Here is a 23,485-nt window from a genome sequence, read left to right on the forward strand (position 1 = left end):
ATTTAAAAATTCCGTTTATACCGGTTCATTATATTTTCAACAATAGCTTTGTCTGTATTGATATATCCGGCAAATGGATTAATAGAATTCCAGAATCCCAATCGGTTTGCTTTTTCTAATCGCAGTTTGATTGCTAAAAGCCAAAGCTTCAGATTTTTCACATTACCGGAAATATTATGAAGAATTTTGTAGCGGTCTCCTGCTGTTGCAAGATTCAGCTCTCCGGAAGCGAGAATATCAGAAACGTCGGTAACAATCTTTAGACTTTGCTCATACGTTTTTTGTGAAGCTTTCACCCCAAAAATGGCATACTCAGGATGTTCTGATGCTAGTTGTACCACTTGTGATGAATAAGCATAACATTTATTGAGCTCAGAGTAGATTTCCTGTGCTTGGATTCCATTTTGTAAAGTGCCGGAAACCTCTTTTAAACCCTTCAGAATTTTATTCTGAATGTCATTAGCCGCTACCATCTGTGTTCCCACCCAGGTCTGTGCGTCCTTTAATTTTGAAGTTTCCTCAATGACTTCGTTCTGCTTGGCTTTTAGATTTTCAGAATAAAGAATCATTGCCGCTGTTACCGTAGGGTCGATGTAGGTGTTTTGGGCGAATCCCATTGTCCCCCAGAGGGAGAAAATTAGTAGAAAAACCTTCAATATAATATGGTTCGCCAGAGATGAAACGTGACGAAATCCTCTTGGGAAATTTATAGGTTTAAACGTTTTCATAAGCGTAATTTTGTTTACTGATTAATTCTGAAAAACTGATATTACGGTCTTCCAGTTGCTGTGAAATGATTTTAAAAACATTCTTTCCTTTGTTCTCTTTTTTCATCATTCTATAAAAGGAATTGATTTTTTGATCTAAAGGATTTTGGTATAAATTCACGAGTGACACTAAGTTTTCCAGACTGTCTCCGAAGGTTTTTAAATCACCAACTATTCTGCGCAATGCTTCATCATAGTCTCCGTATTGGTGCACATAATATTCAACTGCCGATTTTTCCGGTTTTTCTGTAGTGTAGGTGAGATATTGTTCAAGCGAAACTTCATTTCCATAGACCTCTCCTTTTGAACCTCTTTTTAAGTAAAATTCTTTGAATCGGCTTCTCCCGAATTTGTTGTTGAGATTGTTGATGGTAAAAATCTTGTTTTGCTCTACTTTATTGAGCGATAGCAATGAAGCGATTTTATCAAAGTTGTCTTTGAACTTCGTCTGGTCAAGCAAAATAAATGTATCCGAATTATTGATGATGGAATCTTTAACCACTGCATTTCCAATAATGTCATCCAGTTCCTGCGTTACCACCACCGCTTCTCCCCAAAATTTCCTCACCGTTTTATATAAATAAAGAATGTATCCACCCATCAATTTACTAGCAATGGCCTTCCATGCTTCTTCGATTATTAAGGCTTTTCTGCGGTCTTTTCTGAGTCTCATTTTCTGAATGAAAGTGTCCATAATAATGAGCGTTACTATCGGAAAGAGCTTGGGATTATCTTTTACATTATCAATTTCAAAAACGATGAAAGATTCATCGAACAGCGTATTATCTGCACTTTCATTGAGCGTTGTTCCGTACCTTCCGCCTTTGTAAAAATCTTTCAGTACAAATAAAAAGGTGCGCAGATTAAACTCTTTCTCTATAATATTATGTTTTTTATTATTCAGGTAAATAGGAAGAAATTGATCGCAATAATCATAAAACCCATTGAACGAAAGTTCTGTTACAACCAGCTTTTCTTCCAGTTCTTTTATTTTCCTGATGATGGCTTTTCTAAAGGATTCATTCCATTCTTCTGCTGATCGGGGTTGCCTGATGATGTCATTCGACTTGATTAAAATCAACTGCGTTTCATTGTATATTTTCCTTCTTTCTTCATCGTTCAGCGTGTCATACGCTTCATACACTTTATAGAAATTTTCGCTTTCATATTCCGGGTTATTGATGTTCTTATCAGGATGATAGAATTTCAATAATTTTCTTCCCGCTTCCTTTATTTCATCGGAACTGGCATCGAAAGTAATTCCCAAAATGTCATAGTAAGTATGCTGTCCTTTTGCTTCATTCTCATATTCCGTGAATAGATCATCTTCGTGAATGTTGTATTTTCCGAGATATAGAATCAGTTCTTCAGAAGTTTTATTTTCATACCATCGAGTTCCAGCATTGAAATACCCGTGGTAAAACGACATCAACACATTGTCTAAAATGGATTTTTGTGCGGAAGACATTGAAGAATCCGGACCTTGCCAAATCAAGAAGATCAGGTTGGTTAAAAATTCTATTTTTTCGATATTAAATTCTTTTTGATCCATAAGAAAAGGATTCATCGTGATTGGTTTTTCTTCAGTGTATTGGATGTATCTGCCTCCCTTATATTTGCACGTTCCCGAATACGAATCTCCTGTATCAACAATGACCACGTCATAATTGTAGGTCAAATACTGCTCAATAATATTGTTCATCAGGAATGATTTCCCCGAACCTGACGGTCCTAATACAAACTTGTTCCTGTTGTTTATTCTTCCTGTTTTCATCGGTAGATCCGATGGGTCAACTTTTAGCGGAACACCTTGTCTGTCGGTGAATCTCAGGTAGAAATTGGACTCTTCATTGACGGGGTAACTTTCCTTAAAAAAAAACACAAGGCCGCTTCGCTTGTCGTCATAAATAAATCATACTCCCTAAGTTCTGTTCCATTGCCCGGAATAGCTGACCGAAAGAGTTCCAATTGGTTATAAGCGTTTTTAGAAACAATGATTCCTTTCGTAAAAAGCTTGTTTTCAATCATTGACTGAATATTTTCCATTTTCTCCAGTGTCTGTGCTGAAAAAAGGATTGAAAAATGAGCATTGACAACGAGCTGTCCGTCAATGGCTATGTTATGAAGCAGGGTCTGGATTTCATCTGCTATAATGGCGTTGGACGGAGAATTGTTGGCTGCTCCTTCGTGCTTTTTCTTTTTTTTGTCGAGTTCCCTCTGCTGTTGTGCCTGAAGCGGAATCGTAATGATCTGATTGTAGACAATGGTCTCATAATCTTCTAGTTCATTGATAAAACTAAAATTATCAACTGCTGTTTCTGCTGCTGCACCGTTACCGCCGAGAACAGAGTAAGGCTCAATTTCTGAAGGAAGATCAATATTTTCTACATCCACGTAGGAAATATTTTTTACAAACCTGTTTCCGATCTGCAAAAATTCGTTGGTGCTTTTGATATTATCAAATATGGGAGAATCGGAAAATTGCATCGACAAAACACCTGATATATAATATTCAAAATCTTTCTCAAACAAAAACTGCGGTTCACAGTCATTCTGCTTCAAAAGCATCAATACTTTCTGACATTTGTCCCGTAGTTCTTTATAGCTTTTTTCAGAGAAATTGTAATGCTTATTTTTCTTTTTCAGCTTGTCATCAATAATATCGGTAAAGAACAGAACCGTTTCAATGGTTTTGAAAAGTCTGCCGTCAAAATGTTCCGAATATTTTTGTTGTAGAAATTGGTTGGATTGTTCGGCTGAATATTTCTTTTTTGAAAAAATATCGAGCTTCTGAACAATTCTTCCTTCTCCAATGATTGATACCACCTGATTTAAAACCGTGTGGAAAGTGAGATAGCTGTCAGGATCTGCCGAATATTGCTCGACAATGTTTTTTATCTTGATCCCGATAATAGGGTTTCCGTATTGTCCGAAAAGTACATCAAAATCCCAATTGAAATCCTTTCCAAGATCATATCCGATAAAAGGAATGCTAAATGCCTGTTTTTTTGTTGTTGCCATTCTTTAAAAGTTTATTACTGTCTAACCTTTTGGGAAAAATTAAGATGTGATCGAAGTTTTTGGTTTTGTCATACAAACCATATTTGTCCTGTCTTCTGAAGATGAGATAAACTCCGCCTGCGGTGACTGCAAGACCAAGTAAAGAGCCTAAGAGACCGAACTTCGAGAGTACCAATGCTGAAATGACCCCGCCTCCGATGACACCAACTGCGTAAAAGATATATTTCCCTTTGAGTCCGAAGAATATAAGGGGCTTTTTCAGCCCCTTATAAAGGTAGAATCCCATATTAGGCAAAGAATGCTGTTACGAATTCCGGAACTACAATCAAGAAGATCATTGCTCCCCCCATAACCAAGGATCTCTTTGTTGACGTCCTGGTCACCATTCGTCCATTTATTATACACTCGGAGACCTCCGATAAAACCGACCAATCCTCCTACTGCTTTCAAAATCAGCTTGACCGGATCCCAATAATCAGTGATATCACTTGCGGCATTTGAAATAGCGGTTGCACCACCTTGTGCAAATGCTGGAGTTATCGCCATAATTGCCAAGGCTAGGGTTAGAACTTTCTTTGTTGTCACGTTTTTTGTGAAAAAATTTTTCATCATAATTCAAAAAATTTATAAAGGGTTAATAATCAATTGAGTGTTAAATTTTGGGCATAGAAGTCCCGGACAACGGATGGAAATCCGCTGTTAAGTCTAATAATCAGTACGTTAGATTTTGTTTAAGTTGACTAACTACATAATGGATTGATAAACCTTATATCCATCGTGATTTGCAACCAATTGAACCAGGGTTTCAGAAAGATTCAGCATCGCCTTCCAATCTTTAATTCTGGAAGTTTTCTGGTCTGCACTAACCGTGATCGGGTTTTCGCTAATCACTTCATTAGGTTTCTGATTTTCCTTTTCGGTTGATATTTTTTCCTTTTGTTCAAAATACTCTTCGCTTGATTCAGCATTTTCAGGATGTGATTGGTTTTCAATTTCGGTAAAATCCTTTTTTTGATGGATTATCGAATTCATCCAGATCTTGTTCAGATTCAAATTGTTTTCTTAAATACTCCAGATCTTGTCGTTCTTCATTTCCTTCAGTGATATCAGAATGGATTACATTTTTATTAAAGGACTTGGGAGTGTTGAGATTTTCTACATCTTCAATCCCTATAGTTGCAGTAAGATCTTCGTACTGTTCGGAAATTTCGGACAAAGAAAATTCCTCCGTCTCTTCTTTATAGGTTTCTTTTTCTTTCTTCAGAAACAGATCGTATACAATGTTACCTGCATAATACAACACGTAAACAGCCAGAATAGTAAGTGAAATTTTTATCATTTTTTATTGATTTAGTTGTCAGTCAATCGTTGTCGTTTGTTGGTATTGAATCTTTGATTTTTTACCTCTTTTTAATCACTTGTATTTTGATTTTTGAGGTTTCATTGATATATTTTATAAGTTCATCGAATGTATGTTCTACTGCATATTTTTGCTTGCCTATAAGGCTTCTGGTATTAATAGTTTGTAGGCAGTTTCTTTTAAATACCGGGCTTGGCAGCAGCATTCCATATTTTGCGAGCTCAATGTCCATTGCTTCCTGATTCAGATACTTGTAGCCTTTATCATATTTGGAACGGATAAATATTCTTTCGGCCTCACTTTCCAGTAGTCCCAGCATATTGATGAAGACCAAAGTCGATTTTACAGAAACATCGGAATACTCAAAAGGTGTTACGATAAAATCACTGTATATGAGCAAATCACTGTATTTTGCATCGAGCGTTCCGGCCAAATCAAAGAGATTGATCTCATCGCTTTCTTTTAAATTAATGAGAGTTTCAAAGTCTGAAAAAGGCTGCTCTTCTTCCTCGCCAATAATTTCTACATCGTACAATTTTGGAATGTCCAATAGCTCATCTTCTTTCCATTTGTGATAGAATGATTTCTGATAATCAAAATCGAAAACATTGAGTTTTCTTTCTGAAAGTGCGGTAATGTAATTGGCAAAAGCGATGGCTAATGTCGTTTTTCCGGTTCCTCCTTTTTGGGTAGCAAATGTGATGATCATAGGTTTTAGTTGATTTTTATTGGACTGAAGATGATTTTTCCATCAACTTTATCGTCTCTTTTTTCGTCTTTTTTTGAGTTCATTTTCGGCAGGGTCTTTTGCAGTTCCCGAACTTTTCATCAACTCAAAAAGCATTTCGTTGACGGCTTTGTTTAATTCTGTTTTTTCATTATTTTCAGTCCGGTTTTCTGTCTGCACTTCATTGACGCTTATGGGATTCAGAAATTTTTGATATTCCTTTTCTCCGATTAATGGTTGAAGTTCACCCACGTAATGAAATCTGGTATGAACAGCATACAGCTTTCCATCTTCGCCTTTTGTTATAGAAATATCTTTTTTTTCATCATTTGTGTTTTTGTTATTTCTAATAAAGTCCTTTACTTCAAACTGGACTTTTCGGTAGGTTTCCAAATCTTTCTTCCCTCGGTTTTCAAAAAGCATAAAGTCCTTGATTTCTGCTTCCGGATTATTCTTCTTAAAAAATTCAAGCAGGATCTTTTTTGTTTCCTGGCTGCGAATATTATAATCCTTCAGTATTTCAAAAGTCTTCTTATCCACCTTGTCAGAAGTAAATTCAAATACTTCATTCATTTTCATAATATCACTTCCTTTGTATACTTCTCCTGTTTTATGGTCGATCACGGTGTAGCCGAAAGGATTTTTATCTTCTTTATGATGAAAAACCATATCGATCCCGAAAACATCTTTCAGCTTTTTTTGGAGCTCGCTTTCAAAGGCAATCTTCATTTTTGAATCATTTCCTCCGTCAGTAGTCTTCTCTTTTGGAAGCACTGCTTCATTTTTTCTATTATCCACCACTTTAAAAACCTTATTGGAATACAATTCTTTGTATTTGCTTAATATGGCTTTCATCTGCTTAGCCCTTTTTTCATTTTTGCTGTTATCAAAAACAATCTGATCCCCTCTAATAGATTTTTGGTTTACTCCGTTTTTTAAAATGTTAAAAGAATTTTCATCACTTGTGTTTTTGCCTATCTTGTAACCATTTCTGCTGAGTAGAGTTTCCAACTGATCAAGCGAACTTATTTTGTAGTTCAGCAGCTTTTCCAGTTCTTCTTCCGGTTTCTGACCATATAATTTTTCCATTGTAACGCTTAATGCTTTTTGGGCTTTAAGCCTTTCATAACTGTCATTGATCTTTTTCCCTGTCTGTTTATCAACCCGGGTTGAAACAATGTGTACGTGATTATTATCTGTATCCTTATGAAAAACCACAATGAAAGGCTGTTCGCCATATTTCATTTCATCCATAAAATTCTCCGTTATCTTAGTAAGCTCTTCTTTCGAATGCCCTTGAAATTTTGTAGAGATCATCGCGTGAAATTGAGGCTTCAACACTTTTTTATTCCCGATTGAAATAGCTCTTAAATAGTTTCTTACTTCTTGCTTGCTGCTTGATTCGTTAATGAATGAAGGAAAATTTTTCATCAGCATTAATTCTCCAATGCCTTTATCAATTTTCTTATCGTTATAATGAACTCCTGGAAAACTCGGACCTGCCGGATCCATGATCTTAACAATCATCTTGATAGCTTTGCATAGATTTTTGTAAAGATTTCGTTCTGTTCTTTTTTCAGAATTATGATCTCTGATAACTTATCCGAAAAATTTCTGAGTTTATTTTCGCTGATAAATTTTTGACCATTTGCTATTTTTGCTACCTGATTGATATTATTTTCAATTTTTCCGAAGATGTTATCCTGTTTTTCAATGAACGCCAATACTTTTCGTCTCTCGTCATCCATCATTCTATTCTCTACGGAATTGATGATTAGACTAGTCAGGGAAATTTGTTTATTGGAACAGATTTTTTTCCAATCTTTCTTCTTTTCACTCTTAATTCTGAAAAAAATAACTTCATCTTTTTGCTCATCAATATTCATCTTTCAAATTCAAATTTGATTTTAAAAATGTTGTTTTCTATATTGGAACAAAGATGACCGCCGCAATTGCCATAATGCCTACAACGATAGAACTAACGACTTTTACTTTTTTCACTTCCCTGATTTGTTTTTTATCTATTGAAATCGTCTCTCCTTTTTTGGAAATACCATAAATATTGTTGCCATCAACTGATGTGATTTTTATTTTGTGGATTTTTGCAGTGAAATCCTGAACGTCATATTTGTGATTTAATGCTAAAGAATTATCTTTTAATGGTTTGCCAGGATTCGAAACAATAGACCTACAAGATGTTAGTGAAAGAGTGATCATCAGGCATAAAAATTTGAAAAAGTTTTTCATAGTTTATGATTAAGGTGTTACCCAACTTGTCAAACCGTTTACGCTTTTTAGAATATATGTTCCGGTAGCAGGCGGAGTTGGAACTATCTCTGTTGCAAAACCAAATGAACCATCTGTTTTGGCAACTACTTTTTTCGTATAGGATGAATCTCCGTCTGCATTGGGCATTTGGGAAGGTGTAACGCTGAGCTTGCCATTGATATTTAACCATCTTTCAGAAAAATCCCCCGAAATCAAAGCAAATTTGTAATCCGTATAATTGTTCGTGATACTATCCCAAAAGCTGGTTGAACTTGTTGTAACGCGGGTTGAATGTATAGCTAGTTTATTACTTACGCTTCTGTTTCCTGTGGCCGGGCTACCAGCGCCAATGCCGATGAAAATATTGTTAGACCCTGTTCGGTTTCCTGTTCCTGACAGATAGCCAATAGAGATGTTATCATTTCCTGAAGTAATGTAGGACATAGCTCCCGGACCAATTCCAATATTTCTACTACCGGAGATTACGCCGTTTGCGATGCCATTCAAAGCAGAAACTCCTGCAGCATAATTAAGTTTGCCTGTAACTTCTCCTTGAGACATTGCATAAGCACTAGCGGAATTTCCTTTTCCAGAGGTTATATTAGAGTCGGTTGCAAAAATAGAATTGTAGTCACCGGTGATTGGACTTCTGGAATTTCCCAGTATGTAATTTTCTTTCTCATCAAAATTAAGATGCAGACTGTTCTTGACAATAAGTTCAACCGTAGAAGTGTTGCCCTTGAGTGCAACTGTATTTAGTGGGTCTTCTTTTATAAATGACTTCCATAGATCACCGTCAAAATAATACAACCCGGACTTTGTGATATGAATAACCTGACCGGATAAATTAGTAGCTGGAGATGTTACAAACACGACAGCTCCTTTTTTTGCAGATGAATATGTTTTTGCTGCGAGTTGGTTACCTGTAATCCTTGGAGGAATAATCCCGTCATAATGATTGGTGTCATTTGGTTTCCCTACAACTTCTAAAGTAGCCTCGGGCGTCTGGGTGTTGATGCCAATCTGTCCCTGTATTGTTGTTGCTATGAAAGGCAGAAAAAAATAAATTAATGTTTTCATTTTATTTTTTATTAAAATTCATTTGGTCTTAAGAATCGTATTAACTGTGTATAATTTGTATTAATTGCTATAATTTTAGCGTCCTAGTGTAGATAGGGTCTGATCCAATTTGAGTAGCCCTGAACTTCTCCATAAGTATAATATGATGTTGATATTGCGCCTAAAGAAGCTTGAGGAATTTTTATGGTGAAATTTTCAAGCAAGGCAGGAATAAGCATTGTTGAATTCTCAGGATGTAAAAAAACAATCTGGTTAGGAATATACCCTATGTCACTAAAGATATCCGGAATATTTATAAGTGCGTCGGAAGTAATTGGTTCTGAATCAGTCGACCTGAATATTTGAAATTTTACATTGACGATACCATTAACTTTTCTGAATGATACGGATCCTTTTAAGCCTCCATAATTTTTGGTCCCAATGGTATAGTATTTAGAAGCGGTTAAATAATTATTTGTATTTCCATTATAATTAACCGGAGCGGACCATGTAGAAGTTGCACTAAGAGCCGCAGTACTGGTATGGTCAAACGTCAATAGAATTCTATATTCAGTGGGTTGCTTTTCTTTTGAAAATGTTTGCCACAAATTGCCATCAAAATAATATAATCCGGGTTCAGTTATTTGAATGACTTGTCCTGATAAATTGTTAGCCGGAGATGTTACAAAGACGACAGTTCCTTTTTTTGTAGATGAATATGTCTTTGCAGCGAGTTGATTTCCTGTAATTCGTGGAGGAATAATTCCGTCATAATGATTGACATCATTTGGTTTTCCTACCACTTCTAAAGTCGCCTCTGGAGTTTCGGTATTGATGCCGACCTGACCTTGGATTGATACTACTATTAATGCCAGTAGAAGATGACTCAATTTTTTCATTAGTATTTTGATTAAAAATTCTGTGACAAAATTGGGCGTTAAAACCTTCTAAAACAATAGTATTCAATGGGTTTGGGCTAAATAAGAATAATCTGGATTAGTTTGGAAACTTCCCAGGATTAAAAAAAGAATGATTTGGATTAATTTGGATTCTTGTACCAAAATTTAATTAAAAACAAAAAAAACAAGTTCCGCAGTTTTTTTCCCCTTTTTGAAAAAAAGGCAAGATCGTCTTTGGATATAAAACTTGAAAAGTTTGTATATACAAAGACACATCTTGCTCAAAAAAAGCCGCTTATTTTTCGGAGTTCTGAAAAACGATTAATAGTATTGATAATCAGCAGTTTTGATTCTTTTATTGTTTTTATTGGAAATGTGTGGAAGTGAAGTCTGAGCATACGAAAGTAAATAATAAATCCTTTCAAAGTGATAATTTATCTATCGTATTGTAGATCAAATCGTAAGGATTTTGACCTGTACTTATCTTAAGCAGGTGACCTGTATATGATTTACGCAGGTATGAACTCCAGCTGTATGTGTATTACGCAGGTTTGATGATCGGCATGATTCTATTTTATGATGATGATCTGTATCTTATTTACACAGGTATGAATTTAAAGCTGTATTTATTTTATGCAGGTTGATGACTAGTATAATCCTTTTTATACAGTTTGCAGGGAAAGCTACAGCAGAGTTCACAATACATTCCGTCAAATTAAAAAAGGGAAGAGAACCTGACATCCCCTCAAAGCTTTTTTTGTTCGGAAAAACGTAGGACTTTAGACTTTGGAATTGCGTTTTGCAAAAAAGCGAAGTGGCTTTGAAAGGACATCCAACAAAACCAACCCTAAAAGCAACCGCCATCATTGCCCGGAAATCAACAACAGGATATCTTTACTGAATTACCGCCAGATAAAAATAAACATTGTAAATATTATTGAAAATGAAAAAGAGCGGATAAAAAAAATGATCCGAATTTGCAACATTTGGTGCAACAGGGGTAAACTTCACTAAATATTTTTTTAAACAATTTTGGTAGTTAAAATATTAATCGTAATATTGCGATGTATAATTTTTGATAAAAATGGGAGTTACAAAAACTGAAATATACACGGAACAGCAGAACCGTTTAGCAACTTCGCTAAAGGCATTGGCTCATCCTGCACGCATAGCTATCCTGCAATATATCATTAAACAAAATGCCTGTATTTGTAATGACTTGGTAGAGGAATTGGGATTGGCACAAGCTACCATTTCGCAGCATTTGAAAGAACTAAAAAACATTGGTATTATCAAAGGAAATATAGAGGGAACCAGTGTATGCTACTGCATTGATGAAAATGTCTGGCAGCAGATTAAGAAGGAACTCAATACTTTCTTTGTTGACGATATAGGTATTGATAAATGTTGCTAAGCATTTATTTTAACCAAATCAATCGTAATAATGCAATATAACAATTAAATAATGAAATTATGAAACTATCAAAAATCAAAGAAATCTTACCAACATTAGAGCATGTTGAATTTCAATTAGAGAACGGAACGTTTGTTCCCGAACATTTCCACGTTACCGAAGTTGGGCAAATCAATAAAATTTTTATTGATTGTGGTGGTGTAATCCGCAATGAAAAAGTTGTCAATTTCCAATTATGGAATGCTGACGATTACGAACATAGATTGAAGCCAACCAAACTATTAAATATCATCAAACTATCCGAAGAAAAATTAGGTATGGAAGATGCCGAAATTGAAGTAGAATATCAAATTGATACTATCGGGAAATATGATTTGGATTTCAACGGAAAAACATTCGTACTGAAAAGTAAAACAACAGCTTGTCTTGCTCAGGATGCTTGCGGTATTCCTGTCGAAAAGCAAAAAATAAAATTATCAGCGTTGAATAATGCTTCCTGCACACCTAATTCAGGATGTTGTTAAACCCTTTAAATCAATCAAAATGTATAAGAATTTAGTTGAAACAATAAACAATGTTACTACTTTTCAAAACATCAGTGAAGAACGCAAAAATATATTACGACCACTGATAGATTTTGTACAGCAAAAAGTAAACAATAGTCAGGAAATAAGTATCAACTTCATTTGTACCCACAATTCCCGAAGAAGCCATTTATCGCAGGTTTGGGCACAGGTAGCAGCAGCACACTATGTTATCCCAAAGGTACATTGTTATTCGGGTGGTACAGAAGAAACGGCATTATTCCCGAAAGTGGCAGAAGCATTGACACATCAGGGATTAAGTATTTTCAAAATAGCAGATACCGACAATCCTGTATATGCCATAAAGTATAGTGATAATTCTTTGCCGATTGTTGGTTTCTCCAAAAAATATGATAGCCCTTTCAATCCTGTATCAGCGTTTGCAGCTATTATGACCTGTTCACAGGCAGACGGCGGATGCCCTTTTATTGCAGGAGCAGAAAAGAGAATACCTATCACATTTGAAGACCCTAAAATTTCAGACAATACACCGGAACAATCAAAGGTCTATGCTGATAGAAGTTTACAGATAGCAACGGAAATGTTCTATGTTTTTTCAATGATTAAAATGTAGCCGATGCAACCAAAACTAAAATTCTTAGACAGATACCTTACCTTATGGATATTCCTTGCAATGGCAGTAGGTATAGGATTGGGATATATTTTTCCCGGTATTTCAAAAATTACAAATGCGCTATCCGTAGGCACTACAAATATTCCGTTGGCAATAGGTTTAATATTGATGATGTATCCGCCATTAGCAAAGGTTGATTATTCATTATTGCCTATGGCGTTTAAGGATAAAAAAAGTAATTGGTATATCCTTATTGCTGAATTGGGTTATCGGTACAGTGCTAATGTTCGGGTTAGCCGTTTTATTTTTAAGGAATGAACCCGATTATATGACAGGTTTGATACTGATAGGTTTGGCAAGATGTATCGCAATGGTAATCGTTTGGAGTGATTTAGCTAAAGCAAACAGAGAATATACAGCTATGTTAGTTGCATTAAACAGTATCTTCCAGATATTTACTTACAGTTTTTTAGTATGGTTATTCATCAACGTATTACCTGCAAAATTAGTATTAGCCAATTTCAATGTAAGCGTATCAATGAAAGATGTTACCGAAAGCGTATTGATATATTTAGGTATTCCTTTCTTGGCAGGTTTTTTAAGCCGATACATCCTTGTAAAATCAAAAGGTATAGAATGGTATAACCGGAAATTTGTACCCAAAATATCGCCCATTACATTGTATGCTTTACTGTTTACTATAGTATTGATGTTCAGTCTGAAAGGCGATAAAATAGTAGAGTTGCCAATGGATGTAGTAAAAGTAGCAATACCGTTAATCATCTATTTTATACTTATGTTTTTCGTGAGCTTCTTTATCAATAAATCTCTTAAAGTTCCTTACGATAAAAACGCATCCATCGCATTTACAGCCACAGGAAACAATTTTGAATTGGCAATAGCCGTAGCAATATCGGTTTTCGGTATTCATTCGCCACAGGCATTTGTGGGCGTTATCGGCCCATTGGTGGAAGTTCCTGTACTGATATTATTGGTACGTGCAAGTTTGTGGCTAAAGAAGAAATATTATGACCAAAATGCTCATTGATGCTTTGAATAAAGAAATGATATAAAGAAAGTCAGCAAACTACTTGACCAGTTTTCCATTTGGCAGATATAAATTTAAGCAATATTAAAAATGAAGAATTGGACAACGCAGTGGATAAATACATCAATTGACAACTGTTCTACAATTACAAGAAAATATTAATTGTAATTTTATAGAGCTTATTTTAAGCTAATTTCAAATAAAGCACAAAATATATGACAACACTCTTTATAAAAAATATGGTTTGCAACCGTTGTATTATGGTAGTGCAGAATGAATTGGAGAAGCTTGGATTGACTGTGAAAAATATAAAGCTGGGAGAAGTTACCTTGGATAAAGAATTAGCTGAAAACGTTAAAACCAATTTAGTGCAAGCACTGACTGTATTAGGTTTTGAATTAATAGATGATAAAAAAAGCCGAATTATAGAAAAAATAAAAAATATTATTATTGACCTCGTTCATCATCAGGATGGCGAAACAAAATACAATTTGTCGGATGTTTTAAATAGCAAGATACACCACGACTATAATTATCTCTCTAATTTATTTTCAGAAATTGAAGGCACTACTATCGAAAAATATTTTATTGCCCAAAAAATAGAGAAGGTAAAAGAATTATTGGTATATGATGAACTATCTTTGAGTGAAATTGCTTTCCGTTTAAATTACTCAAGTGTAGCCTATTTAAGCAACCAATTCAAAAAGGTAACAGGACTTACCCCAAGTTATTTCAAGCGAATACGAGAGGATAAAAGAAAACCTTTGGATAAGGTCTAAGTAAATCTTACAAATCATTCCCAAAATTCCACAACGAAAAAATGGAAACAATACGGAACTTTGTATCATAAAACTCATACAAAATGGTACACAAATATCAAGTAACAGGTATGACCTGTGGAGGTTGCGAAGCAAAGGTGAAATCAGCTTTATTAAAGGTTGAAAATGTGACAAATGTTGAAGTTTCAAAAGATGAAAACTCAGCTACCCTGACAATGGATAAACACATTCCAACTACACAATTGCAAAAAGCATTAACCGCTGTTGGAAAATATACCATAGAAATGAGCAATAACAAAAGCCCACAACATACCACGACAAATGAACCAGTGGCAAAATCCTGCTGCTCTGCTCATTCTCACGATGATAAAAAAACAATCGAAGTGACTAGCAATATAAAAGGCAAATACTATTGTCCAATGCATTGTGAAGGCGATAAAACTTATGATAAAGCTGGCGATTGCCCTGTTTGTGGAATGCATTTGGTAAAAGAAGCAGAATTGAATGTAAAGAAAACGATGTACACCTGCCCAATGCATCCCGAAGTTATTCAAGATAGTCCGGGTTCATGTCCTATATGCGGAATGGATTTAGTACCCATGGAACCAAGCGATTCCGAAGAAAAAAAACCTATCTGGATTTGCTTAAAAAAATGAAAATTGCAACCCTCTTTACGGTGCCAATTTTTATTATTGCCATGATGGAAATGGTACATAACAATCCGTTATTTCAAATAATGGACAGCAACATGTGGAACTGGGTGCAATTTCTGTTTTCAATTCCTGTTGTTTTCTATGCTGGTTGGATGTTTTTTGTACGAGCTTGGAAATCCATAATCACTTGGAATCTAAATATGTTTACCCTTATCGGAATAGGAACTGGAGTTGCATTTTTGTTTAGTATTGTAGGAATGCTGATTCCGAATATCTTTCCGGAAGAATTTAAAACCGAACACGGAACCATTCATCTTTATTTTGAAGCAGCAACAGTAATCATTACACTGGTCTTGTTGGGACAATTGTTTGAAGCAAGAGCACATAGCCAAACCAGTGGAGCTATAAAAGCGTTATTACAATTAGCACCAACCGAAGCTACTTTGATTGGTGAAGGGGGCGATAAAGTGATTTCCATTCATGATATTAAGAAAGGTGATTTATTACGCGTAAAACCAGGAGATAAAATTCCAGTTGACGGAAAAATAACCGATGGTGAAAGCAGTATTGATGAAGCAATGATTACAGGAGAACCAATTCCCGTTGACAAAAAGAAAGACGATAATGTAATTTCGGGAACAATCAACGGGAACAAATCATTTGTAATGATGGCCGAAAAAGTAGGTTCTGAAACATTACTTTCTCAAATTGTACAAATGGTTAACGATGCTTCTCGTTCAAGAGCACCCATTCAAAAATTAGCCGATAGTATTTCTAAATATTTTGTACCCATTGTAGTAATCATTTCAGTAATTACCTTTTTTGTTTGGGCACTATTTGGTCCAGAACCAGCGAAGGTTTATGGATTTATAAATGCCATTGCAGTTTTAATCATAGCTTGTCCTTGTGCTTTAGGTTTAGCCACGCCGATGTCTGTGATGGTGGGTGTGGGCAAAGGAGCACAATCTGGAGTATTAATTAAAAATGCCGAAGCCTTAGAAAATATGAATAAGGTGGATGTTTTAATAACAGATAAAACAGGAACGCTAACTGAGGGAAAACCTTCTGTAGAAAAAATTTACGCATCAACTAATAACGAGGATGATTTATTGCAAAATATAGCTTCCTTAAACCAATACAGTGAACATCCATTGGCACAAGCAGTAGTCAATTATGCCAAAACAAAATCTATTTCATTAATTGGAGTCAAAGATTTTGAAAATGTTACAGGAAAAGGAGTTACAGGAACGGTTACCAATAGAAAAGTAGCATTAGGCAATAAAAAACTAATGGAACAGGTTAAGGCAACTATTTCTAACGATTTAGAAACCAAAATTATTGCAGAACAAAAACTTGGTAAAACGGTTTCTTACATTGCTGTTGATGATGTTACAGTTGGTTTTGTTTCAATTACCGATGCGATAAAAACTTCGAGTGCAGCAGCGATAAAAGAACTAATGCTCCAAGGTGTAGAAGTAATTATGCTTACTGGCGACAATGTTAATACAGCCAAAGCAGTAGCGGATGAATTAGGTTTATCTTCCTATAAAGCAGGATGCTTACCCGAAGATAAACTCAACGAAATTAAACGTTTACAAGCAGAAGGGAAAATTGTAGCTATGGCTGGTGATGGTATAAATGATGCTCCGGCATTAGCACAAGCCAATATCGGAATAGCTATGGGAACTGGAACTGATGTAGCCATAGAAAGTGCCAAAATAACTTTAGTAAAAGGCGATTTATTAGGTATCGTTAAAGCAAAAAATTTGAGCCATGCTGTTATGAAAAACATCAAGCAAAATTTATTCTTTGCCTTTTTCTACAATGTGCTTGGTGTTCCAATTGCAGCAGGTATTTTATATCCGTTTTTCGGAATTTTATTATCTCCAATGATTGCAGCTTTAGCAATGTCTTTAAGTTCTGTATCGGTAATCGTAAATGCATTGCGATTACGCAGTTTTAAACTTTAAATGAATTATTCAATAAACAAAATGGAAAAGAATAATCAAGACTTACGATTCAAAACAAATATTAACTGTGGTGGATGTGTAGCATCTGTAAAACCTCATTTGGATAATACCATGGTATAATATGCCATTGGGAAGTAGATACAACTAAAGACAAGGTGCTTACCGTAAAATCAGAAGGAATTACACAAGAACAGGTAATTGAAACTGTACAGAAAGCAGGTTTTAAGATAGAACCATTAAACAAAGATAATTTCCTTATCCTAATAACCTGTTTAGTTATTTAACTTATAACAAACACTTTAGGTAATTAACTGTATATTTATTTTAATAAGCATAAAAAGGACTATGCAGACTAGTGATTTAGATATTTTATCTATAATTCTGTGTTTGCAGTTCACGAAAGTGCAAAATATAGCAATTAAAAGAAATAATTTCATAATTTTGTAGTGTTGAAAAATTTGAGTAAACATATCAGCTTTGTCATCTTACTATGTTTGGGCTTTTTCCTAATGCCAAGCATAAGCTATGCTTGTGCAAAAAAAACAACTAAGACAGAGCAAAAGTCCTGCTCAAAAGATCAATCTGCAAAAGCAGAACATAAAAGCAGTTGCAAGGACAAGTCCTGTAAAAAATGCAAAAATGGTCACGACTGCGACGGCAATTGTAAGCACAGTTCATGTGGATGTAGCACTTCTTCATCTTCTGTAAGCTTACCAATACCAATAGATTTAAAAACAGCTAACCCTTTTGCTGAAATTAAAAAGCAAAAATTCGGTTTCAAAGAAGCCTACTATTCTTCAGGCTACTCTTCCATTTGGCAACCACCTAAAATAAGCTAAAACGATGGCTTGTTAGCCATACGTGTGCCTTGTCGAAAGCTGAATCCAGTTTTCGCAAACTCTTCGTATATCTTATTAAATTAAAAAAAATAAAAATGAAATCAATATCAAAAATATTGATGGTAATCATCGTATTACTATCAGCCGTAAACAGTTTTGCACAAATCAAAAATGCAAAAACAGAAACTGTAAAAATATATGGCAACTGCGAAATGTGTAAAACAACCATCGAAAAAGCAGGAAATTTAAAAAATGTAGCCACGGTAGATTGGAATAAAGATACCAAGATTGCTACACTCAACTATGATGGTAAAAAAACAAATCAGGACGAAATATTGAAACGCATTGCCTTAGCAGGTTATGACAGTGAGAAATTTTTGGCTCCAGATGATGTATATGCAAAATTATCCGACTGTTGCCAGTATAAAAGGGAACTAAAACCAGTTGCAAAAACCAGAGATGCAGGTATGGATATGAAAAATGAACACGCCAACCATAACCAAAGCGATATGGCTCAAAAAAATACCACTGAAACACAAAATGTACCGCAATTAAAAGCCGTTTTCAATAACTATTTTTCAGTGAAAGATGCGTTGGTAAAAACTGATGCAGGTACTTCTTCCGCAAAAGCTACCGAATTGGTAAAAGCCATTAAAGCAGTAGAAATGACAAAACTTTCCAACGAAGAACATACCGTTTGGATGAAAGTAATGAAAGATTTAACTGCTAATGCAGAAAAAATTGCTATAGCAAAAGATGTTACCAAACAAAGAGAAATTTTCGCTTTACTGGCTAATAATATGTACGAATTAGCCAAAGTTTCAAAACAAGAAACACCTGTTTATTATCAACATTGCCCAATGTACAATAATGGTAAAGGAGCAAATTGGCTAAGCAAAGAAGAAGCAATTAAAAACCCGTATTACGGCTCCAAAATGCTTACTTGCGGTAGCGTACAGGAAACTATTAATAACAAATAAAACGCTATTGTTATGGAAAGTATGGAAAACCAACACGAAATGCAACATAACCATAAGAATGAAAAGCATAATACTAATCACTCTTTAGCAATGTACAAACGCTTTGCTGTAATGGCTGTTGCTATGTTCATAGCTATGTACTTCATTATGTATGCTATGATTGACGGCTTACAGAACCTTATCCTGAACATCAATAATTTGTATATGACTTTGCTGATGGTTTCTGCAATGTTGATTATAGAACTATTGATAATGAAAGGAATGTATGAAAGCAAAAAAATCAACTGGGCAATCATAACGGTTTCCCTTGCGATTGGTATCTTTTCTTGGTTTGGTATTCGGGAGCAATTATTTGTGGGAAATAAAGAGTTTGTAAAAGGTATGATACCGCATCACGCAGCAGCAGTATTGATGTCTGAAAAAGCTAAGCTTACCGACCCCGAATTGATACAGTTACAAAAAAACATACTGGAAACACAGGCACAAGAAATCGAATTTATGAAGCGTAAGCTAAATGAATTTGAAAACAAATAAATAAGACAAATTTCTTCAATAATATCAAAAATAAATAAAATGAAAAATATAATTTTCTCAATCATTACATTAGTAACAGTTGCAGCGGTAACAATTTCCTGCAATCAATCTTCAAATAAAAATAGCGACCAGCAAGCTAATGATAGCACAACAATTGCTGCAACTCCGGAGTTACAATCACCTACACACAATGATACGGTAGCAACTGTTACTTCAACGGATACATCTTCTCAAGAGGCAGAAAAGTCCGATGTGAAGCAAGCTCAAAAGTTTACTGTCGCACCTATAATTAAGGATTATTTGGCTTTAAAAAATGCACTTGTTGCAGATAATGACAAAGCAGCGGCTAATGCAGGAAAGCAATTGTTTACTACCTTAAAAAATGTGGATATGAACGCTATCCCAGCGAATAAACATAAAGAATATATGGAAATAGCGGAAAATGCCAAAGAAAATGCAGAGCATATTAGTGACAATGCTGGTAAAATAGACCACCAGAGAGAGCATTTAGCATCGCTAAGTAAAGACGTTTCTGACCTTATCACATTATTTGGAACTACCCAAAAATTATATCAGGACTACTGCCCAATGTACAATGATGGTAAAGGTGCGGTTTGGATTAACGAAGCTAAGACTATCAAAAATCCTTATTATGGCAGCAAGATGCTTACCTGTGGCTCTGTAAAAAAAGAGTTCTAAAAATGAAGAGAGTATTAAAGATAATGTTGACAATAGTGCTGTTTATTTTTATTGCTATTCAATTTTATCAGCCTGCCCTTAATGTAGATAAAGGGCAGGTTTACACAACCGATTTTACCCAAGCGTATAAAATGCCTGTTGAAGTAAAAGCGATGCTTCAAACCTCTTGCTACGATTGTCATAGTAACAATACTAATTATGTTTGGTACGACTATGTGCAACCTATGAGAGCATTAGTAGAAAACCACATAAAAAACGCAAAAGAGGATTTGAATTTCAACGAATGGGGTACATACTCAAATAGGAAGCAGGACAGATTATTAAACTCAATTAAAGAACAAATCGAAACTAAACAAATGCCCTTAGCATCATATACAATGATGCATAAAAACACAAAACTGAATGATGAGCAAATCAAAGTTTTAACCAATTGGCTAAAAGAGCAGGATTAAGTTTCAAGAAAAAAAATATCAAAATGAATATACCTAAAAATGTTACGATCAGGTTGCTGCAAGCAGTTTTTATACTGTTATGTTCGCAATCTCTCTTTGCACAAAAAGTAGTTCGTTACGAGTTGTATGTAAAAGATACGCTTGTAAACTACGCAGGCAAAGAAAAGAAAGCCATTGCCGTAAACGGTCAAATACCGATGCCAACCCTAACTTTCACAGAAGGCGATACAGCCGAAATAGTAGTCCATAACCAATTAAAAGAAAGCACCTCGCTCCATTGGCACGGAGTGTTCCTGCCTAACAAAGAAGACGGTGTGCCGTGGCTTACACAAAAACCTATTAAGGCAGGCACAACTTATACCTATCGTTTTCCAATTATCCAGCACGGAACACATTGGTATCATTCCCACTCAGGTTTGCAGGAGCAGATTGGTATGTATGGCAGTTTTGTAATGAAAAAGCGTGAGGATGATAAAACTTATAGAGAGGGAATTGATGATTTGCCTACCGTACCCATCATTTTAAGTGAGTGGACAAACCTAAACCCGGATAATATCAACCGTATGTTGCATAATGCCAATGATTGGGCAGCTATTAAAAAAAATGCAACACAATCTTACGCAGAAGCTATCAAAGAAGGTCATTTCAAAACAAAAGTAACCAACGAATGGAAACGTATGTTGGCAATGGACGTAAGCGATGTTTATTATGACAAAATTTTAATCAACGGAAATAACGCTACAGATTTAAAAAAAGTTGATGGCAAAACGCTAAAAGCAGGAGATAAAGTAAGATTACGAGTGTCAAATGGTGGTGCATCCTCTTATTTTTGGTTGCGCTATGCAGGAGGTAAAATTACCGTAGTAGCCAACGACGGAAACGATGTAGAACCTGTAGAAGTTGATAGATTAATCATTGCAGTATCAGAAACCTACGATATTGTGGTTACGATTCCTGAAGATGGGATTGCCTATGAATTTTTAGCAACTACTGAAGACAGAACACAATCGGCAAGCTATTTTGTAGGTAGTGGTATTAAACAACTTATTTCTCCGCTTCCTCGCCTTAAATATTTTGAGGGGATGAAAATGATGAATGATATGATGAAGATGAACGGCGATTTAGATGATATGGGTATGAAAATGAGCCTTAATCAAATGGATATGAATGTGGTAATGTATCCCGAAATAACCGGAGATAGTAAGCAGAAAGAAGACCATAGCCAACACAATATGAATATGGAAAATGATCCCAACCGTTACAATGCAAATGCTTTGGGAGAAATCAAAACGCTGAATTATGCAATGCTACAATCTCCTTCCAATACGGAACTTCCTAAAGATGCTCCAGTAAAAGAATTGAAATTTACCCTTACCGGAAATATGAACCGTTATGTGTGGAGCATGGATAATAAAATACTTTCAGAAGTTGATAAAATACCTGTGAAAAAAGGAGAAATTCTACGAATTACCATTCATAATAACTCAATGATGCGCCATCCGATGCATTTGCACGGTTTCGATTTTAGAGTAATTAATGGTAAAGGCGAAAAATCACCACTTAAAAATGTGTTGGATATAATGCCAATGGAAACTGATACTATTGAGTTTTTAGCAAACGAAGAAGGAGATTGGTTTTTCCACTGTCATATCCTTTATCATATGATGTCAGGAATGAACAGGGTATTTGCAGTTGACGATTATCAAAATCCGAATTTACCTAACAAAAAACAAGCATATAATATGTTGCAAAGAGAAAGCAATATGCCACACTTAATGGCTCAGAATGATTTTGCTAGCAATGGAAATGATGGTGATGCGATGCTTCAGAATTCAAGATGGAGTTTAGGGACAGAATGGCGATTAGGCTATAACGATATGCACGGTTATGAAGTAGAAACACATTTAGGAAGGTACATTGGAAAAATGCAATGGTTTATGCCGTTTATAGGTTTTGATTGGAGGTATCGTAAAATGGGTATGGATGAACACGAAACCAATTTATTCGGACAGAAAAATGAAAAAGATACACGTAGAGCTATTAGCTTGGGCTTTATGTACACATTACCAATGTTAGTAAACTTTCAGGCAGAGGTATATCACGATGGAATTGTACGTCTTTCTTTAATGCGTGAAGATATTCCCATCACAAAGAGATTGAGGGCTGGTTTTATGGTCAACACCGATATGGAATATATGACAGAGCTAAAATATATTATCAATAAAAATGTGGGTATTCGTACACATTATGATAGCGATATGGGCTGGGGTATTGGGTTATCTTTAAATTATTAAAACAAAGGATAAACAGCTAAGCCAGGAAACCGAAAACGTTTTTTCAATCCGTTTGAGCTGTCTCAACTATTTACCACAATATTACAATTTAAAATTGCACATGACAATGATAGAACTGATAAAGGCAACACCCGCATTTCCTGTCAGGGAAATTGACAAAGCAGTTCAATTTTACAAAGACAAATTTGGTTTTGATTGTCGGCACAAGGAAGACACTTTTGCAATTTTGGTTCGGGGCAACATAGAACTGCATTTGTGGGCTTCCTGCAATTATAGTTGGAAATGGAAAAGCATTTTTCTATTTCTAAAACCGATTAGTAGTGGGGCAGAAAGCTTTTTAGCAGGAACACACAGTTGCAGAATTGAAGTAAAAGGAGTTGAAGAGCTGTATAAAGAGCTAAAAGAAAAAGAGGTGCTTCACAATGAAAAAACAGAGATAGAAAGTACCTATTATGGCACAAGAGAATTTGCAGCATTAGACTTATACGGAAATCTTTTATCCTTTTATGAAAATGTATAAAAAGATGTTTTTGTATTTTAGTATTTGCTTAAATAAACAATTTG

General features: G+C 35.2%; 22 protein-coding genes and 4 pseudogenes. 14 read left to right on the top strand and 12 right to left on the bottom strand.

Annotated features, from left to right (window positions below; all coding sequences use genetic code 11):
- Nucleotides 1-2: 2 nt before the first annotated feature.
- The 12 genes and pseudogenes from AAHI02_RS07415 to AAHI02_RS07470 all read right to left on the bottom strand — a co-directional run bounded on the left by AAHI02_RS07415 (nt 3) and on the right by AAHI02_RS07470 (nt 10,101).
- Nucleotides 3-728 (bottom strand): hypothetical protein, encoded by a 726-nt coding sequence (locus AAHI02_RS07415; protein WP_228400879.1) that lies wholly within the window; start codon nt 726-728, stop codon nt 3-5.
- Nucleotides 715-3,788: pseudogene (locus AAHI02_RS07420) on the bottom strand (TraG family conjugative transposon ATPase). The gene AAHI02_RS07415 and the pseudogene AAHI02_RS07420 overlap by 14 nt, the downstream one beginning before the upstream one ends.
- Nucleotides 3,760-4,074: a DUF4133 domain-containing protein gene (locus tag AAHI02_RS07425; RefSeq protein WP_034975939.1), complete on the bottom strand. Its 315-nt coding sequence runs from the start codon at nt 4,072-4,074 to the stop codon at nt 3,760-3,762. The pseudogene AAHI02_RS07420 and the gene AAHI02_RS07425 overlap by 29 nt, the downstream one beginning before the upstream one ends.
- Nucleotides 4,047-4,334: a DUF4134 family protein gene (locus AAHI02_RS07430; protein ID WP_346986142.1), complete on the bottom strand. Its 288-nt coding sequence runs from the start codon at nt 4,332-4,334 to the stop codon at nt 4,047-4,049. Before AAHI02_RS07430 ends, AAHI02_RS07425 begins: the two co-directional genes overlap by 28 nt.
- A 198-nt stretch (nt 4,335-4,532) precedes the next feature.
- A complete protein-coding gene (locus tag AAHI02_RS07435; RefSeq protein ID WP_346986143.1) occupies nt 4,533-4,820 on the bottom strand; it encodes a hypothetical protein in 288 nt (95 codons plus the stop codon).
- Nucleotides 4,777-5,127, bottom strand: coding sequence for a hypothetical protein (locus tag AAHI02_RS07440; protein WP_346986144.1), 351 nt, complete (start codon nt 5,125-5,127; stop codon nt 4,777-4,779). The genes AAHI02_RS07435 and AAHI02_RS07440 overlap by 44 nt, the downstream gene beginning before the upstream one ends.
- A 61-nt stretch (nt 5,128-5,188) precedes the next feature.
- Complete coding sequence (locus AAHI02_RS07445; protein WP_040995592.1) at nt 5,189-5,857, bottom strand: ParA family protein; 669 nt, start codon at nt 5,855-5,857, stop codon at nt 5,189-5,191.
- A 48-nt stretch (nt 5,858-5,905) separates the two neighbouring features.
- Entirely contained in the window at nt 5,906-7,402 is a 1,497-nt protein-coding gene (locus AAHI02_RS07450; protein WP_034975946.1) for a relaxase/mobilization nuclease domain-containing protein, read from the bottom strand.
- Nucleotides 7,399-7,761 carry a hypothetical protein gene (locus AAHI02_RS07455; protein ID WP_034975947.1) on the bottom strand — a complete coding sequence of 121 codons (363 nt, stop codon included), beginning with the start codon at nt 7,759-7,761 and terminating at the stop codon, nt 7,399-7,401. Before AAHI02_RS07455 ends, AAHI02_RS07450 begins: the two co-directional genes overlap by 4 nt.
- Before the next feature lie 37 nt (nt 7,762-7,798).
- Entirely contained in the window at nt 7,799-8,122 is a 324-nt protein-coding gene (locus tag AAHI02_RS07460) for a bacteriophage spanin2 family protein (RefSeq protein ID WP_034975949.1), read from the bottom strand.
- A gap of 9 nt (nt 8,123-8,131) precedes the next feature.
- Nucleotides 8,132-9,223, bottom strand: coding sequence for a hypothetical protein (locus AAHI02_RS07465; protein WP_034975952.1), 1,092 nt, complete (start codon nt 9,221-9,223; stop codon nt 8,132-8,134).
- Between the two features lie 83 nt (nt 9,224-9,306).
- On the bottom strand, nt 9,307-10,101 hold the full coding sequence (locus AAHI02_RS07470; protein ID WP_034975954.1) for a hypothetical protein: 795 nt from the start codon (nt 10,099-10,101) through the stop codon (nt 9,307-9,309).
- Between the two features lie 1,084 nt (nt 10,102-11,185).
- On the opposite strand from AAHI02_RS07470, the gene AAHI02_RS07475 reads away from it, so the two are divergent.
- The 14 genes and pseudogenes from AAHI02_RS07475 to AAHI02_RS07540 all read left to right on the top strand — a co-directional run bounded on the left by AAHI02_RS07475 (nt 11,186) and on the right by AAHI02_RS07540 (nt 23,441).
- Nucleotides 11,186-11,515, top strand: coding sequence for a metalloregulator ArsR/SmtB family transcription factor (locus AAHI02_RS07475; protein WP_028122609.1), 330 nt, complete (start codon nt 11,186-11,188; stop codon nt 11,513-11,515).
- A gap of 59 nt (nt 11,516-11,574) precedes the next feature.
- Complete coding sequence (locus AAHI02_RS07480) at nt 11,575-12,039, top strand: DUF6428 family protein (RefSeq protein ID WP_028122608.1); 465 nt, start codon at nt 11,575-11,577, stop codon at nt 12,037-12,039.
- Nucleotides 12,040-12,058: 19 nt separating this feature from the next.
- Entirely contained in the window at nt 12,059-12,673 is a 615-nt protein-coding gene (locus tag AAHI02_RS07485) for a protein-tyrosine-phosphatase (protein WP_034741354.1), read from the top strand.
- A 3-nt stretch (nt 12,674-12,676) separates the two neighbouring features.
- Nucleotides 12,677-13,721: pseudogene (arsB, locus tag AAHI02_RS07490) on the top strand (ACR3 family arsenite efflux transporter).
- A 215-nt stretch (nt 13,722-13,936) separates the two neighbouring features.
- On the top strand, nt 13,937-14,500 hold the full coding sequence (locus tag AAHI02_RS07495) for an AraC family transcriptional regulator (RefSeq protein WP_028122606.1): 564 nt from the start codon (nt 13,937-13,939) through the stop codon (nt 14,498-14,500).
- A gap of 83 nt (nt 14,501-14,583) precedes the next feature.
- A pseudogene (locus AAHI02_RS07500) lies at nt 14,584-17,123 on the top strand (heavy metal translocating P-type ATPase).
- 21 nt (nt 17,124-17,144) lie between these two features.
- Nucleotides 17,145-17,407 (top strand): annotated as a pseudogene (locus AAHI02_RS07505) (hypothetical protein).
- Nucleotides 17,408-17,648: 241 nt separating this feature from the next.
- Nucleotides 17,649-17,831, top strand: coding sequence for a hypothetical protein (locus AAHI02_RS07510; protein WP_028122604.1), 183 nt, complete (start codon nt 17,649-17,651; stop codon nt 17,829-17,831).
- 226 nt (nt 17,832-18,057) lie between these two features.
- Nucleotides 18,058-18,942: a DUF3347 domain-containing protein gene (locus AAHI02_RS07515; RefSeq protein WP_034741366.1), complete on the top strand. Its 885-nt coding sequence runs from the start codon at nt 18,058-18,060 to the stop codon at nt 18,940-18,942.
- Between the two features lie 12 nt (nt 18,943-18,954).
- Nucleotides 18,955-19,476: a DUF305 domain-containing protein gene (locus AAHI02_RS07520; protein ID WP_034741369.1), complete on the top strand. Its 522-nt coding sequence runs from the start codon at nt 18,955-18,957 to the stop codon at nt 19,474-19,476.
- 39 nt (nt 19,477-19,515) lie between these two features.
- The gene (locus tag AAHI02_RS07525; RefSeq protein ID WP_034741371.1) at nt 19,516-20,175 is read left to right on the top strand and encodes a DUF3347 domain-containing protein; all 660 of its coding nucleotides are present in this window, start codon (nt 19,516-19,518) and stop codon (nt 20,173-20,175) included.
- 2 nt (nt 20,176-20,177) lie between these two features.
- A complete protein-coding gene (locus AAHI02_RS07530; protein ID WP_034741374.1) occupies nt 20,178-20,627 on the top strand; it encodes a heme-binding domain-containing protein in 450 nt (149 codons plus the stop codon).
- A gap of 23 nt (nt 20,628-20,650) precedes the next feature.
- On the top strand, nt 20,651-22,921 hold the full coding sequence (locus AAHI02_RS07535) for a multicopper oxidase domain-containing protein (protein WP_346986599.1): 2,271 nt from the start codon (nt 20,651-20,653) through the stop codon (nt 22,919-22,921).
- 106 nt (nt 22,922-23,027) lie between these two features.
- Complete coding sequence (locus AAHI02_RS07540; protein WP_198417452.1) at nt 23,028-23,441, top strand: VOC family protein; 414 nt, start codon at nt 23,028-23,030, stop codon at nt 23,439-23,441.
- Nucleotides 23,442-23,485 lie beyond the last annotated feature (44 nt).

The sequence above is a fragment of the Chryseobacterium sp. POE27 genome (assembly GCF_039727685.1).
Lineage (GTDB): Bacteria > Bacteroidota > Bacteroidia > Flavobacteriales > Weeksellaceae > Chryseobacterium.